This is a genomic window from Fortiea sp. LEGE XX443 (assembly GCF_015206815.1).
Classification (GTDB): Bacteria; Cyanobacteriota; Cyanobacteriia; order Cyanobacteriales; family Nostocaceae; genus Nostoc_B.
Map to the genome: position 1 here is coordinate 136,494 of NZ_JADEXZ010000001.1, position 15,327 is coordinate 151,820.

The window sequence follows — 15,327 nt, forward strand, 5'->3', positions numbered from 1 at the left end:
AATTTGGCTCTTTGGGCAAGACAAACCACTGGCATCATCTCTTTAGGCAAATTTAAATTAACTGAGAGAACCAATGACGCAGCGCAATAACTCTGCCCATAATCATTCCCAAGACTCTTGCAAGCAAGGTCTGACGAAAAAACGTTTTGTGTCTACCCTACCAGCACAGGGAATCTGTTTACTAAGTAGCGTCAGCCTACTTAGTGGTGGCTTCGTATTTGCCCAAACAGAAACATCAATAGACAACATTGTTCCTGTTGCGAATTCCCAGTCAACAGGCAAAACAAATTTCATAAAAAAAGATATTGTTATCCCGGAAGCACCGAAGGCGCAAACGGAATTTTCGCAAAGGCGAGCTAACCTAACACAAAGAATCCGCAAACCAGAGGTTTCGCAATCAAAAGAGCCAGTTAGGCAATCTAAACCCAAAGTGGAAGCAGCAGCTGAACCGGTTTTTACTACTCGGCGCGATGTCTCTCGACAAGCCGCAAAGACTTCACAACCAGAACCAGTTAGCGATCGCACGGCAAAACCCAAGCCGGAAGTTTCTCAACCAACGACAAGTGTTAGGGAAGAACAACCGAAAGTTGAAGTAGCCAAGCCAGTTGCACCTCGCGCTACACCAGAAAAACTCCCAGAAGTCGCCCAACCAGTTGCACCTCGCGCTACACCAGAAAAACTCCCAGAAGTCGCCCAACCACCCAATAACTCTAACAGCACAGCTGAGGCGACAACCGGGAAAACCAAAGACTACAACAACGCCTATATTGACCCCAACAATTACGGCACCTCAACTACAAATACCTATCAAGCACCCAATTCTGTAATTATCACAGAACGCTCTAGTGGTTGCCGCACAATTTTACCGTCTGGGCAAGCCATATCAGCAGGTTTTTGTAACCAAAGCAAACCTACTGACAATCAGCGTGTAGCTAATTCTGATAGCAAACCAGCCCCCAATTGGCTGAAAAAAAGTCAAAATGCTCAGTTAGCCAGCGTTTCACCAGCCCGACCTTTGACAAGTAATAGCAACAGCAACGGATGGCGCTCTACCCGCGTTGCTTCTGGTGGTGAAGTCAAGACAGCTTTTCGTCCTAATCGGTTTGTCCCTAATCCTAACGAGTTTGCTACTAGAGTCAGCGCAACTCCCATTGCACCAAGCGCCGGTACTTTACCCCCACCAATGATAGAGGGAAATATTGCACCGCGTGTAAGTACTGTGGCTTACGATATTCCGTTAGCATCAGTTCTGCCCCAAATTCCTTTTACAAATACAATTGCCTATCGTGGCGGTACAGGAATAAATTATCCCCTTTCTGTGCCAGCGACGATTACTTCATTGTTTGGTTGGCGGATTCATCCAATAACAGGCGATCGCCGTTTCCACGCCGGTACAGATTTGGGTGCGCCTATGGGTACACCAATTCTTGCAGCCGCTAAAGGTCAGGTCGATACAGCTGGCTGGGCTGGTGGTTATGGGTTAACCGTCATCCTCACTCACAGTTCTGCCCAACAAACCCTTTACGGTCACATGTCCGAAATCTTTGTACAACCCGGTCAAATTGTAGAACCAGGAATGGTGATTGGGCGAGTTGGTAGTACTGGTAACTCTACTGGGCCTCACCTGCACTTTGAAGTGCGTCACCTGACACAAAATGGTTGGGTTGCAGTTGACCCAGGCGGACAATTACAAGCAGGTCTGGCTCAGTTGTTACAAACCTTACGCACAGCCCAAGTAGTTCGCGAACCAGGAAGTTAAAGTAAAAAGTAAAAAGGCAAAAAGTAAAAGATTTTTCTTTTCACTTTTACCTTTTTACTTTTGCCTTTTCATAAATACCCATGTTCTGCTAAAAATGTAGGTGTAATTTCATCTGTAGATGTTGCTGGTTGCTTACCAGGGTAAAGAAATTTTTCCACGTATTTACCGAGAATATCCCCTTCCAAATTCACCCAACTGCCAGGTACAAGATAGCGAAGATTTGTATCAGCGTATGTCAGGGGAATTACAGCTACAGTAAATTGCAAAACTTCTGCTTCGTAAGCCGCTACTGTGAGACTAATGCCATTCACTGCAATGCTGCCCTTGGGGACAATGTACCGCGCGATCGCTTCAGGTGCAGTAAAAGTCATTTCCCAAGAAGTAGCGGTCTGTTCTGTTGCTATTAATCGACCTACGCCGTCTACATGACCCATAACAAAATGACCACCGACTTTGCTCCCCACCCGCAGCGAAGCTTCTAAATTCATATATCTTTGTTGTGTTTCCTCAAGTCCCAGGGTAGTTCGGCTAAGAGTTTCCGGAGAAGCAGTGGCAATAAACCCGTCTTTTAAAATTTCTTCAACAGTTAAACAAACCCCATCGACAGCCACACTGTCACCATAAGCCAAATCCTGCATAATTACATTAGAGGACTGATTCACACAAGTAATTTGCCAAGAATCACCCCCTAAGGGTTTGATTGTTCCTAAAGTTTGGACTAATCCTGTAAACACGGCTGTTATTTGAAACTATCTCTATTTATTGCCTAATTTGTCCGAAAATAAACTGGTAATTCTTCCAAGAATGCAAGACATTTTGAGTATAATTCCTGACTGTTTTTATTATAAGGTTGATAACACATTCACATCTTTCTCAAGGCATACTTGGTTAAGAAGGTTATTGTCTAGGTAGACTCCTTTGACTTACTCTGGTCTTCACACCAAGTTCGGAGTTTAATAGAAGCAATTATAGAGAACCTGCCTATGTTTATTCCTTCACCATACAGCCCAAAAAAGGGTATAAATTGTTACCAATGTCTCAAGCTCTCCCAGGATTGTAGAGGCTTCGCCAATGATTGAAATGAAAGTCGCTGGCATAGCATTAGATGCCATAACCCGCAGCCCGATCGTACTTTTAAAAGATGCCTCAGATCGGCGCGCTTTGCCAATTTATATTGGTCAAGAACAAGCTAGAGCAATTATGGGTGCGCTAGAGAACCAAAAGCCACCCAGGCCATTAACCCATGACCTAATTGTTAATCTTCTAGAGACATGGAATATGACTCTAGAAAAGGTGATTATTCATTCCTTACAAAAGGACACATTTTATGCAGCTTTGATTGTTCAACAAGGCGAGGTCAAAAAAGAAATTGATGCCCGTCCCAGTGATGCGATCTCCATTGCCCTGCGTACAAATACGCCTATTTGGGTAATGGAAGAAGTCATTGCTGATGCCTCAATTCCTGTAGATCGTGATGCAGATGAAGCCGAACAAGAAGCTTTTCGCGAATTTATCTCCAATCTCCGTCCTGAGGATTTGATTAAGCGCTTTGATAATGGCGATAGCTAAAGAAAGTGCTAATTAATGAGTGCGGAGTGCTGAGAAAGAAAGAGTTCAAGAATTAAGGAGGCAAAATAATTTTTTCCTTCTTTCTTTTTCGCACTTCATTCTCAATGTAAGTAGCTCGATGTTAAAAATTGTCGTTATGACAGGGCAGAAGGCAGAAAGGAAGAGGGTTTTAGGTAACTTTACTTTTCGTTACATACTTCGGTTTATTTAAACTGTTCTACTTAGACATTATTTATTGTATTTATACTCAGAATTCAGCACTCATACCATTTTGGATTTTCCGAAAAGTTGTAAGGAAGATTTCCCTCCGTAGCAAACTTTTCAAGACGGATTTTGGATTGTCAAACAGCTATTGTATAAGCTTTTAGGCAATCCATGTCACAATCATTTTTCAAATTGGTATCACTTCTGGGAACTTGAACTAATGCAATACCGACGCTTTGGCAAAACAAATCTCCATCTCTCGGTTTTTTCTTTAGGGACAATGCGTTATGTGGCTGATGTCGAAAATGCTCAAAAAACCATCATTAAAGCCTTAGCCCTAGGAATTAATCATCTAGAAACAGCCAGAGGATACGGCAAAAGTGAGGAGTTTCTTGGTCAGTTCATTCAAAGCGGCTTGTCTGTACCTCGTTCCCAACTGTACATCACCACTAAAATTCCCCCGACAATAGACGCTGATAGTATGCGTCAGTACATCGATGAATCCCTAGAACGATTACATCTAGATTATTTAGATTGTTTGGGAATTCATGGTTTAAATACTTGGGAGCATCTAAAGTGGGTACAAGCTAAAGGTAGCTGCATGAAAGCTGTACAAGAAGCAGTTACAGATGGTCGAGTGCGACATGTTGGCTTCTCCACTCACGGAACTTTAGAGGTGATACAAGCAGCAATCAACACAGATTTTTTTGAATTTGTCAATCTGCACTATTACTATTTTTTTCAACGAAATGCCGCAGCGATTCAGTTAGCCACCGAGAAAGACATGGGCGTGTTTATTATTTCCCCGGCTGACAAAGGAGGGCGACTCTACACACCACCTCAAACCCTCAAAGATTTGTGTCAGCCCTACTCACCTTTAGATTTAAACTATCGATTTTTGCTCAGTGACAGCCGGATTACTACCTTGAGTGTAGGGCCAGCCAAGCCAGAAGAATTAGTAGAACCTTTACCAGTTGCTGATAGTAATAGTGAATTAACATCAACCGAAATTTCTATTTTTCAGCGTTTAGACAATCATCAAAAAAAAGTTTTAGAAACTGATAAATGTAGCCAGTGTTATGCTTGTTTACCTTGCCCTGAAAATATCAATATCCCTGAGGTATTGCGGTTGCGTAATTTAGCTGTGGCATACGATATGACAGACTACGGGCAATATCGTTATGGCATGTTTGAAAATGCCGGTCATTGGTTTCCCGGAATGAAAGCTAATCGCTGTACAGAATGCGGTGATTGTTTACCTAGATGTCCAGAAGAGTTAAATATTCCAGCTTTATTAGAAGATACTCACGAAAGATTAAAAGATAAAGCTGGTAGAAGATTGTGGGGATAATTTTTAATTCGTAATGACGCTCACGGACTTGCTACTGCTACGCTAACGTGATTAGAAAATCATGAGTGAGATCGCTTATAGCAATCAAATCTGTGGAAATACGATGAAGAACATGAAGTGCTAGTACAGAAGGATAAGGGTACGGTAGGGAAGCGATCACACTTGCTATCGTATCCTTTGAGATTTCATTGCAGAATTTATATAACAGAGTAAACTTTGAGCTTATTGAGTTGGAAGCAGAAGGTGTACAAGAGTTGGGTTCAGGAGACGTTAAATAACTTACTATTCTGTAAGCTTTTCAGAAGCTATATTTAAGTCATACAGGTTTTAAAATGATACCTGTACTCAAAAGATTTCAGAAGGTTCAAAAGCAAAATAAGATGGTTCACAAGATTGCCTTGTTTAATCACAAAGGTGGTGTCAGTAAAACCACAACGACTTTTAACTTAGGTTGGATGCTTGCTTCCAAGGGCAAGACAGTTATCCTTGTAGATACTGACCCTCAATGTAATTTAACAGGAATAGCTCTAAAAGAAGAAACTGAAGATGATGAAGCAAGAATAGAAAACATTTACAACACACATTCAAATATCAAAACTGGCTTGGCTCCTGCTTTTGAGTCACAGCCACGGGCTATTGAAGCTGTAGATTGTATTCCGATAGAAGGACAAGAAGGTTTATTTTTATTACCTGGTCATGTAGGTTTTGCTGAATACGAAGTAACATTAGGCATCGCGCAGGAACTCAGTGGCTCAATTCAGACACTCAAAAACTTGCCAGGTGCTATTTCTGATCTTTTAGAAAAAACTGCTAATAAATTTAATGCTGACTATATTCTGATTGATATGAGTCCAAGTTTAGGAGCAATCAATCAGAACTTATTAATGACAAGTGACTTTTTCTTAGTGCCTACAACGGCTGATTTCTTTTCTGTGATGGCAATTGATTCTCTGTCTAGAATTTTATCAAAGTGGTGTGGTTGGGCAAGGATGGCAAGTGCAAACCCTATATTAAAGGAAGCTGCTTATCCATTTCCAGAATTTGCCTTAAAATTTTTAGGAACGATAGTTCAAAACTATAGAATTATTAGGGGTAAAGAAACAGCGGCATTTCAAACATGGATAGAAAAAATAGAGAAAACAGTTACTCATAAACTAGTACCAGTTCTAGAGCAAAACAATCTGTTATTACCAAAACAAGTCTATACCGAGCAGGGTATGAATGGTAGTTTTACCATGACAAAAATTTCTAATTTTAACAGCTTAATCGCTCTATCACAGGAACACAGTACACCTGTTTATGCGCTAACACCTGAACAGTTAGATCAACAAGGTGTAGTCTTAGGAGCTAATCAAAAGAAACAAGATGATTTTAGAGGAACTTTTTCTGACTTAGCAGATAAAATTGTTGCACTATCATCCAGTTATGCAGTCAGCGCTTGACCAATTTCGTATTAGTATCCAGCGTGTTCGGGATCTGATTGCTCTTCATAATTCAGTTAAGGTTCAAGCTACTGCTGTTCTGGATCTTTCAGACATTTTACGAGCTGCCCTAGTTTTAACTGTTAGTGCCTTGGATTATTATATCCATGAGGTTGTCACATTGGGTATGCTGGAAATTCATCGAGGACAACGTACTGAACCAGTATCTTCAGCTAATACTACTCAATCAGCCTTTTCCCGTTTTCAAGTTTCCTTGGGAAACGCCCGTGAAGATAGAAGAATAGCCATAGATATCGCCTCTTGGATAGAGAGTGATATACAGCAGATTTATGGAGCTAACTTTTTACAGCAGTCTCATACTATTTCTGGTTTAATTCCAGCTATATCAAATAGTATTTTGAACAAATTAAATAATACTTCATGGTTAGAAGATGAGATTCGAGAACGTCTAAGCTATCAAAGCTTCCAGCAACCTGATAAAATAGCTGATGCAATTAGGCATATTTCGGATAAAAAATTGTGGGATGAGGTTGCTAGTAAAATGAGTAAACCTCCTAAAGATATTAAGCAACAACTTACTCTAATTGTGGATCGCAGAAACAAAATTGCTCATGAAGCAGATATAGATCCTACTCTTAACATAGGTAATCGCTGGTATATCGACGAATCAATGCTTGGAGATGCAGTTGATTTTATAGAGCAAGTCGTTGAAAGTATTCATCAAATTTTATAGTTATCACTTGCCATACTTAACGTGAGAAAATTAAGCTTCATCATATAATGTTGCGATTGGAAATTTTTCTTTGCAATGCTGGCTTACTGCTTTGCGTCTACGCTTTACTCTACCGTAAACTACAAATTTATGTAACAAAGTACAGTTTGAGCTTATGGAATTGGCAGAAGAAAGAACGGGTGTTGAATGATTAAGTTAGGGAAGCGATCGCCTATTTTTTGTAAAATAGTTATTGTTGCCTATCGTAGTTCATATTGATTTTTAACAGTATTTTTTGATACCTCCATTATTTATGTAAGATATCTATATGATTAATTAAGATTTTTGCGGAAGAATTTTCAAACCTTGAGGAGTTGTGAAATTTCTTGATGGTTACTAGAGTGAACTGCTGAAGATATCTAAGTTTTAGGACAATGTAATGCAAACAAATTGGAAAATTGGGACTTTATTCGGAATCCCGTTGTTTTTAGACCCTTTGTGGTTCGTAATTTTAGGACTAGCAACCTTGAATTTTGGTGTAGCCTACCAAGAATGGGGGTCTGCTATAGCTTGGAGTGCTGGGTTAATTATGGCGCTTTTGCTATTTGGTTCAGTATTATTACACGAATTAGGTCACAGTTTAGCAGCGCGATCGCAAGGCATTAAAGTTAACTCTATTACTTTATTTTTGTTTGGCGGTATTGCTGCAATTGAAGAAGAATCCAAAACTCCGGGTAAAGCCTTTCAAGTAGCCATCGCCGGGCCATTGGTAAGCGTTGGGTTATTTTTCCTCCTAAGTCTTGTAGCAATTGTCATACCTGATACTAGTCCCGTCAGTATGATGGTGGGAGACTTAGCGCGAATTAACTTGGTTGTCGCGTTATTTAACTTAATTCCTGGCTTACCGTTAGATGGCGGTCAGGTATTAAAAGCAGCATTGTGGAAAGTTACAGGCGATCGCTTTCAAGCTGTACACTGGGCAGCAAAATCAGGGCAAATTTTGGGTTATGCTGCGATCGCTTTAGGGTTTGCTGTAGATTTCTTCACCAGAGAATTAGCACTTGGTTTATGGATTGCGCTGTTAGGTTGGTTTGGACTGCGTAACGCCAACACTTACGACCGCGTGACTACATTACAAGAAACTTTGTTGAAGATGGTAGCTAGTGATGCTCTGACTCGTGACTATCGAGTAGTTGATGCTGATCAGACTTTACGCGCCTTTGCTGACTCATATTTATTAGATTCAGCTGCGCCACAAGTTTATTTCGCAGCTTCTGATGGACGTTATCGGGGTATGGTTGCCATTGATGATTTGCGCTTGGTAGAAAGAAGCGAATGGGAAACCCGCACTCTCCAAAGTATCGTCCATCCTCTCACAGAAATACCCACAGTTACTGAATCAACTTCTATGGCTGAAGTTATCAACAAGCTAGAAAATGAACAGTTACCACGCATCACCGTGCTTTCTCCTGCTGGTGCGGTGGCTGGTGTAATTGACCGGGGTGATATCGTCAGTGCAGTCGCACAAAAGTTAAATATCCAGTTCACCGATGTGGAAATTAAGCGGATCAAAGAAGAAGGTAGTTATCCACCAGGATTACAGTTGGGGGTAATTGCGAAGTCTACTGTTAATTAAATTTTTAACCGCCGATGTACACGGATTAACGCAGATAGTTAGGGAAGATTATTTGTGTTGATTTGTGAGTGTTGGCGGTTATACCAATTTTGGATTTTTGATTAATAATCTTTAGCATCAGACTATTATTTGAAATAAACCACATTTGTGCAGCGTCTCGCAAAGAAAGAAGCAAAGAAATAAGAATTTAAAAGATTTTTTATTAATCCTCATTTTGTAAGCGAAGCACTTCTGTAATCATACCTCCAGCAACTTTGTTTGAACCAACAACTACATAGAATTATGTGCTTTAGCTCTAATGAGTAGAATCCACGAGATCAACACCAAACACATCTGCAAAAGATTGGACAATATGGGAGCGCACCTCCTCACAGGTGATACCCGGAATCCATTCAGCTAAACTGGCTACTGGTTTATCGGCAATACCACAAGGGACAATATGTTGAAAGCCTGTCATATCGGGACAAACATTTAAAGCAAAACCGTGCATCGTAATCCAACGGCTGACTTTAATCCCGATCGCCGCAACTTTACGATTTTCTAACCATACACCAGTGAAGCCAGTCAGGCGATCGCCTGCCAAACCATAAACTGCTAACACTCGAATGATTACTTCTTCGAGTTGGCGCAAGTACCAATGCAAGTCTTTGCGATAACGTTGCAGATTTAAAATTGGATACCCCACCAGTTGACCAGGACAATGGTAAGTCACTTCACCACCGCGTTCAACTCTATGGACATCAAAATTACTATTATCAAGGTCAAACTTGAGAAATTCTGGGGTGGCTCCTTGTCCTAAAGTGTAGACAGGGGGATGTTCTAGCAAGATTAATACATCATCGAGACTGGGGTCTTGAATACGTTCTGCCAAAAGCGATCGCTGCCATACATGTGCGTCTATGTAAGGCATCAATCCCTGGTTATAAAGCAAACAACGGTTAAGTGATGGTCTAATACTACGGATCATGTCAAAAATCAACTGGAAAAATCAGGAAATATATTGCAACTTAGGCAGTTAGAGTCAACAATTGTCAAGCTATGCAAAGGATTTTAAAGGAACGTCAAGGGAACCTGCTATATAAAATACAAAGTGCTAGTTTGAATATATAACCGCAACGGTCTTAGGAGGAATTCTCTGCAATAAGCATCACGCCAAAACAACAAGAAAGAATGAACTGGCTGATGACTCTCATAATATTGTTTGCATCTTTAACTGGATAAAACTTGGACAAAGAGTTGTGTTATCAACTAAAAGCAAGCAAACCTATGAAAATACATAGAAGTTGCCTGCATGTACAAGATAGTTAAGATAGCAGTTGCTCAAAGTGAGATACTTAATCATTCTGCGGCTCAATCCAATTGTTGACCAACAAGAGGATACAAGCGCAAACATCCACTGATGATATAAATCAAGGGAACGCGGGAAAATTGAAAGCAACAAATTTAGAGCAAATTCAGCAGTGCATCAACCTACAACAAAACTTGTTTTGGCAGCAGTGATAGACCTTACCGCAACTTCCTTTTACGCAAAACAAACTCACATCACACATCAAATATAGAGCGGGAGAGTTTACATGAAGCTTGTCATCCACGGCAAAAATATTGAAATCACCGAAGCAATTAGGGATTACGTGCATCAGAAGATAGAAAAAGCAGTTAGTCACTTTCAAAACCTGACAAATGAAGTGGATGTCCACCTGAGCGTAGCTCGCAATCCCCGAATTAATCCCAAACAAGCAGCTGAAGTCACTATCTATGCAAATGGTAGTGTCATCCGTGCCGAGGAAAGCAGCGAAAACTTATACGCCAGTATTGATTTAGTTGCAGATAAAATTGCCCGTCAATTACGCAAATATAAAGAACGACGGCAAGATAAGAAAACTCATGCTCAACCTACAAACGAAGTAGTTGTACCAGAACCAGTTGTACCAGATTTAATTGGCGATCGCACTCCCGAACTACCCAGCGAAGTCGTCCGCACTAAATATTTTTCCATGCCACCGATGACTCTTGATGAGGCTTTAGAACAACTCCAGCTAGTGGGACACGACTTTTATATGTTCCGCAATGCAGAAACGGGAGAAATTAACGTTATTTACGAACGCAACCACGGCGGTTACGGCGTAATTCAACCCCGTAATAATAACGGTAATACCAACGGCAAAAACGGTAAGGTGGCTCAAAACAATGTCATTATGCAGGAGAAATCACACTCAGCTAAATAAATAGTAGTCGGTCAATACGTGAATTAGTGAACTACCTACACTGATCTTCTCTTACGAGACACTAACGCGAAAGGTACAGTGTAGGCTTCCTAATTCAGCCGCAGTCGTTATAAATTTTTTAATTTCTCGATTTGGTTACAGTTGTGAATTTTGCATTGGGTAATTGTTGTAAAATGTTTCTAGTAGTCTGTCAAATTAGTTTTGTAGGATAAAAGAACGAACCGCAAAGGGCGCATAGACGCGCAAAGAAGCTACAAGAAAGGGAAAAAGAAGAAAATAAAAAAGCAGGAGGGAAGGGAACTCTTAGCAGGGGAGAAAAGCCACCTACAAGAGATGGGGTTTTAACCAAAGGTGAAAGGGAGCAAGGGAGCCTGAACGAAGTTCGGTTTGTACCTACAGTCCCCTCTTCTCCCTGCTCCCTGCCCCCTGCCTCTAATCAAAAATTGATTTATCCCACGATTTAAACTTGACAAAGTACTAGTTTTGCATATTGCATTGTTGATGCACAGATAATAAAGTACATTCCCAAACTAAGCGTGGTTGAGCGTAAACTAATAGAGATTTACGCGCCTGTTCTAACTGATTAATAATTCCGGGTTGATGCCACTGTTGCCAATAGGAATGTTGTAGATAATCAACTAACCAAAGTTGTGCTTCTGTATCTAAATCTTGATCTATTTTCTTGGCTAATTCCAAAGCATGGCGATAAGATTTTGATGCTGTGGTTAAGTTTATGAGTAACTCAGGGGGAATAGTTTGTAATTGTTCGTAAGCGGCGATCGCGCTTCCCGGACTGCCAGCTGCTATGCTCAACACAGCCGGATGCTGCAAAATTTCCTGATTATTGGTTTGCATCAACACTTGAGTTAAGGATGCTGTATCTAAGCAATAAAAAGGAATACGTTGACAGCGCGACACCAAAGTTGGCAGAACTGATTCAGGCGAAGGTGCAATTAAAATTATTGTTGCTTGTCCAGGTTCTTCTAAAGTTTTTAATAGGGCATTTGCTGCTGGTTCTGCCATTGTTTGGGCTTCTTCTAGCACCACTACACTTCTGGGTGCTTCTAAAGGGGGACGGCTGAGAAATTGTGTAATTTCCCGAATTTGCTCTAGCCGAATTAAAGGCGGTGCTTTGCGCTTCAGTTTTTTCTCGGCAGCTTCGGCTACTGTTAACCTTTGCCCTTGATATTGATATGTTGGCTGTACCCACAACAAATCTGGATGGTTCCCTTGACGTACTCGATTCTGCACAGATGCAAATAAATGCGTCTCCACAACGCTAGAGAATAACAATTCTACAAAACACCGGGCTGCTAAACTCCGTCCTATACCATCTGGCCCGACAAACAAATAGGCTGGTGCAACTCGATTTTGGTGAACGGCCTGAGTTAGTAATTCTATGGCTTGTTGTTGTCCAACAAGTTGTGCAAATAAATTACTAGTCAATTGACTAACTCCAAATTGGCAAGCGGTCGCCTAAAATTTCTTTAATTACATTATGTACAGTCTCTTTACTCAAACTGCCATCTACCCGCATAATCCGGGATGGGTGCGCTGCTGCTAACTGGTTATATCCTTGCTGAACGCGGCGATGAAAGGCGATAGTTTCTTGTTCAATGCGGTCTAAACCTATTTTATCTCCTTGTTTACGGCTTAGTCCTACCTCAACATCGACATCTAACCAAATAGTCAAGTCACTTGTTAAGCCAGCTGTAGCAATGTAGTTGAGTTGTTCAATTAAACTCATATTCAAACCCCGACCATAACCTTGATAAGCAATTGTAGAATCAGTGTAGCGATCGCATAGTATATATTTTCCTGCGGCTAAATTGGGCTTGAGTTCTTGTTCAACGTGCTGGGCGCGGTCTGCTGCGTATAATAAAAGTTCAGTGACATCAGCAACTGGTTTATCTTCAGACTTCTCTAGCAATAAACGCCGCAAATGCAAACCTAACTCTGTTCCGCCTGGTTCACGAGTCACAACCACCGAAATACCCAAACTTTTCAACCACTGACAACATACCTGCATTTGTGTTGTTTTGCCGCAACCTTCTACTCCTTCAAATACTATTAATTTGCCACTCATGCTTGTCTAATTTTGTTTCACCCATCTGCACAACAATTATGACAGTATATGTTAACAAGACTGACACACGTTCGTTTATCTCTCTAGGAGCGCATTATGCCACGCAAATTTGGAGAAATTGCTTTTACGCCCGAAGTTCAAGCCGCGCAGTTACAACGGGGTTCGCGCCAAACCTACGAACGCTATATTGCTAATGGCCCTGCTAATGATTCAATTACCCCACAAATTGCCGAATTTATTGCTCATCTTGATGGATTTTATTTGGGAACAGTCAGTTCTAATGGCTATCCTTATATCCAGTTTCGCGGCGGAGCGACTGGTTTTCTTAAAGTACTGAATGAAAAAACCTTGGGTTTTGCAGACTTTTCAGGGAATGTGCAGTACATCACAGTGGGTAACTTATCAGGAGAAGGGAAAGCATTTCTGTTCTTAATGGATTATCGCCACCGCCAACGCATTAAAATCTGGGGAAGAGCCGAATATGTTGAAGGAGATTCCGCGTTGATTAAACAACTCCGTATCCCTGATTACCCAGCCGAAATTGAACGAGCTATTCTGTTTCATGTCGAAGCCGTGAGTGAGAATTGTCCCCAGCACATTCCCATCCGCTATTCTGAGACTGAAGTTGCAGCGATGATGACTCCTTTACAAGCTCGAATTGCCGAGTTAGAACAAATGTTAAGCGATCGGATTCAGTAAAAGACTAATCATATTTGCGTTTAGCTCTTCGCGCTTTCTGTTCACCCTCAAACTAGGCTGTTGACTTTGTTGGTTTTAAGACAAAAATATTTCATGCAATAAAATATTACGGTGTTGCATAAATGCGGGATGATTTTCTGATATTTATCTCTCAAAACCTCTTCTTCTCTACGAGACGCTGCGCGTTGGCGGAAGCCTCTCGTAGAGAATGCGTACTTTGCGTACTTTGCGGTTCATTATTTCATCCCTAAATTCAGCAACGCCAATATTACCTTTAGAAGACGAATATAATGCCCAAAGAGTAGCTAAGGAGAAGGAGCCGATAGACTTTCATCAGTGGTAGTGCAGATCAGGGGATGCCTAAGAGCTTCTGAAAGAGAAGTGCAGGCTACCCATAACCTATACACTTTTAGCCCTTACGCGTCTAAGCACTATTAGCATTTCTTCAGGTTTATCGGAGGTGTGCCTGTAGCGATCGCCATCTACAAAGTTAAATCTTGCGATATGCGCTAGTCAAGTTACTGGAAACTGTCCTAAACTTAAGACAGATTTAGGACAATCTAATGAGTTCTAAGGTTGTACAGATTCAAGTTCAAAAAGCCCGTGACGAGGATTGAACTCGTGACCTCACCCTTACCAAGGGTGTGCTCTACCACTGAGCCACACGGGCGAGCTTTTTACGAATTTTAGATTTTTGATTTACTCAAGTTCAAAATCTAAAATTGAAGGTGGGCCGGGCTGGATTTGAACCAGCGTAGGCGTAAACCAACGGATTTACAGTCCGTCTCCATTAACCACTCGGACACCGACCCATATGTCCCACGATTTCCAATCTTAGCAGCCTATTCTAGAAATTACAAGGGGAGTTAGAAGAATTTTTAGTAAGTTCAGGGTAACTGAAAGTTTCTGAGATTTTAAGACCCTTCATGATCATGAAGGGTTAAACATCAGGTTGATGTCATTTTACACAGTTCAGCAAACAGCAAGTTTGTGACTTTACTCATTAACTTACCTTGAATGTGTTTACCGCCTAGCAGTTTCTCACCTTGCTCAGTAACGTTAGCTTTGAGAGAGTCACAGTAGTCGAGCAATTCCTTGGTCAGTTAGTTAGTTGGGACTCTGCCAGTGTCCACACCAGTTAAGATGTACTGCCACAGCGAAATTCAGCATTGCTGAATTTAGGGATGAAATAATGAACCGCAAAGTACGCATACCCCTGCGGGGAAGCAAGCGTTCGACTGAACTCACGCCGAAGTCTACGCGCAGCGTCTCGCATAGGCGCATTTTGAAAGTATCGCGGCGGCTATTGCGTTTGATTGTAAAAATACTAATTTTTACAATGTTTGTATCCCACTGAAGTAAAAAAGTATTTAAAAGTCAAACCCAGAAGATTGTTCTCAAGTCTAAATTTTCTGGTTGAACTTCACTTTTTATTCAAATAATTAGGCAATCCACCAGTAAGTTAATTTAATTTATTTAAAAATAGATTGATTTTCTCAATTTATCAACTTATTTATCCGAAATTAATCAATATAATCCTAGCCAGAACATTCTGATCTTCGCTAAAATTTCTATTTATTAAAGAATCTCTACATTTTTAATCCTTATGCGGGGTCAAAGGTCATTAGTTAATATTAAAAGGGA

General features: G+C 40.9%; 12 protein-coding genes and 2 tRNA genes. 8 read left to right on the forward strand and 6 right to left on the reverse strand.

The genetic code is table 11. The annotated features are described in order from the left end of the window. Positions 1-73: 73 nt before the first annotated feature. On the forward strand, positions 74-1,759 hold the full coding sequence (locus tag IQ259_RS00660) for a M23 family metallopeptidase (protein WP_193879315.1): 1,686 nt from the start codon (positions 74-76) through the stop codon (positions 1,757-1,759). Positions 1,760-1,827: 68 nt separating this feature from the next. Here IQ259_RS00660 and IQ259_RS00665 read toward each other — a convergent pair whose 3' ends face one another. Beyond that, positions 1,828-2,493 (reverse strand): riboflavin synthase, encoded by a 666-nt coding sequence (locus IQ259_RS00665; RefSeq protein ID WP_193879318.1) that lies wholly within the window; start codon positions 2,491-2,493, stop codon positions 1,828-1,830. 337 nt (positions 2,494-2,830) lie between these two features. Here IQ259_RS00665 and IQ259_RS00670 point away from each other — a divergent pair, with 337 nt between their 5' ends. The 5 genes from IQ259_RS00670 (at position 2,831) to IQ259_RS00690 (ending at position 8,673) form a co-directional block, all read left to right on the forward strand. Further along, a complete protein-coding gene (locus IQ259_RS00670; RefSeq protein WP_193879321.1) occupies positions 2,831-3,328 on the forward strand; it encodes a bifunctional nuclease family protein in 498 nt (165 codons plus the stop codon). 424 nt (positions 3,329-3,752) lie between these two features. Further along, positions 3,753-4,883 carry an aldo/keto reductase gene (locus tag IQ259_RS00675; RefSeq protein ID WP_193879324.1) on the forward strand — a complete coding sequence of 377 codons (1,131 nt, stop codon included), beginning with the start codon at positions 3,753-3,755 and terminating at the stop codon, positions 4,881-4,883. A 380-nt stretch (positions 4,884-5,263) separates the two neighbouring features. Further along, positions 5,264-6,325 (forward strand): ParA family protein, encoded by a 1,062-nt coding sequence (locus IQ259_RS00680; protein WP_193879327.1) that lies wholly within the window; start codon positions 5,264-5,266, stop codon positions 6,323-6,325. After that, a complete protein-coding gene (locus IQ259_RS00685) occupies positions 6,309-7,058 on the forward strand; it encodes a HEPN domain-containing protein (protein ID WP_193879330.1) in 750 nt (249 codons plus the stop codon). The genes IQ259_RS00680 and IQ259_RS00685 overlap by 17 nt, the downstream gene beginning before the upstream one ends. Positions 7,059-7,476: 418 nt before the next feature. Beyond that, positions 7,477-8,673 carry a site-2 protease family protein gene (locus IQ259_RS00690; protein ID WP_193879334.1) on the forward strand — a complete coding sequence of 399 codons (1,197 nt, stop codon included), beginning with the start codon at positions 7,477-7,479 and terminating at the stop codon, positions 8,671-8,673. Positions 8,674-8,968: 295 nt separating this feature from the next. Here the strand turns inward: IQ259_RS00690 and lipB are convergent, their stop codons facing one another. After that, positions 8,969-9,640 (reverse strand): lipoyl(octanoyl) transferase LipB, encoded by a 672-nt coding sequence (gene lipB, locus IQ259_RS00695; RefSeq protein WP_193879337.1) that lies wholly within the window; start codon positions 9,638-9,640, stop codon positions 8,969-8,971. A 607-nt stretch (positions 9,641-10,247) separates the two neighbouring features. Between lipB and hpf the strand changes: the two genes are divergently transcribed. Continuing rightward, on the forward strand, positions 10,248-10,898 hold the full coding sequence (gene hpf, locus IQ259_RS00700; RefSeq protein WP_193879340.1) for a ribosome hibernation-promoting factor, HPF/YfiA family: 651 nt from the start codon (positions 10,248-10,250) through the stop codon (positions 10,896-10,898). A gap of 477 nt (positions 10,899-11,375) precedes the next feature. Here hpf and holB read toward each other — a convergent pair whose 3' ends face one another. Both holB and tmk read right to left on the reverse strand, forming a co-directional pair. After that, positions 11,376-12,344, reverse strand: a complete 969-nt coding sequence (gene holB, locus IQ259_RS00705; RefSeq protein WP_193879343.1) for a DNA polymerase III subunit delta' — start codon at positions 12,342-12,344, stop codon at positions 11,376-11,378. A gap of 4 nt (positions 12,345-12,348) precedes the next feature. Then, entirely contained in the window at positions 12,349-12,984 is a 636-nt protein-coding gene (tmk, locus tag IQ259_RS00710; RefSeq protein ID WP_193879346.1) for a dTMP kinase, read from the reverse strand. A 96-nt stretch (positions 12,985-13,080) separates the two neighbouring features. Between tmk and IQ259_RS00715 the strand changes: the two genes are divergently transcribed. Further along, complete coding sequence (locus IQ259_RS00715) at positions 13,081-13,683, forward strand: pyridoxamine 5'-phosphate oxidase family protein (protein ID WP_193879349.1); 603 nt, start codon at positions 13,081-13,083, stop codon at positions 13,681-13,683. Between the two features lie 598 nt (positions 13,684-14,281). Here IQ259_RS00715 and IQ259_RS00720 read toward each other — a convergent pair. Then, a tRNA-Thr gene (locus IQ259_RS00720) sits at positions 14,282-14,353 on the reverse strand. A 59-nt stretch (positions 14,354-14,412) separates the two neighbouring features. Then, positions 14,413-14,495 (reverse strand) — tRNA-Tyr (locus tag IQ259_RS00725). Between the last annotated feature and the right edge of the window lie 832 nt (positions 14,496-15,327).

Excerpts from the sequence above, each read along its gene's own strand:
- IQ259_RS00680 (WP_193879327.1), top strand. The coding sequence starts at position 5,264 with ATGGTTCACAAGATTGCCTTGTTTAATCACAAAGGTGGTGTCAGTAAA.
- tmk (WP_193879346.1), bottom strand. The coding sequence starts at position 12,984 with ATGAGTGGCAAATTAATAGTATTTGAAGGAGTAGAAGGTTGCGGCAAA.
- IQ259_RS00675 (WP_193879324.1), top strand. The coding sequence starts at position 3,753 with ATGCAATACCGACGCTTTGGCAAAACAAATCTCCATCTCTCGGTTTTT.
- IQ259_RS00690 (WP_193879334.1), top strand. The coding sequence starts at position 7,477 with ATGCAAACAAATTGGAAAATTGGGACTTTATTCGGAATCCCGTTGTTT.
- IQ259_RS00715 (WP_193879349.1), top strand. The coding sequence starts at position 13,081 with ATGCCACGCAAATTTGGAGAAATTGCTTTTACGCCCGAAGTTCAAGCC.
- hpf (WP_193879340.1), top strand. The coding sequence starts at position 10,248 with ATGAAGCTTGTCATCCACGGCAAAAATATTGAAATCACCGAAGCAATT.
- IQ259_RS00660 (WP_193879315.1), top strand. The coding sequence starts at position 74 with ATGACGCAGCGCAATAACTCTGCCCATAATCATTCCCAAGACTCTTGC.
- IQ259_RS00670 (WP_193879321.1), top strand. The coding sequence starts at position 2,831 with ATGATTGAAATGAAAGTCGCTGGCATAGCATTAGATGCCATAACCCGC.
- IQ259_RS00685 (WP_193879330.1), top strand. The coding sequence starts at position 6,309 with ATGCAGTCAGCGCTTGACCAATTTCGTATTAGTATCCAGCGTGTTCGG.
- lipB (WP_193879337.1), bottom strand. The coding sequence starts at position 9,640 with ATGATCCGTAGTATTAGACCATCACTTAACCGTTGTTTGCTTTATAAC.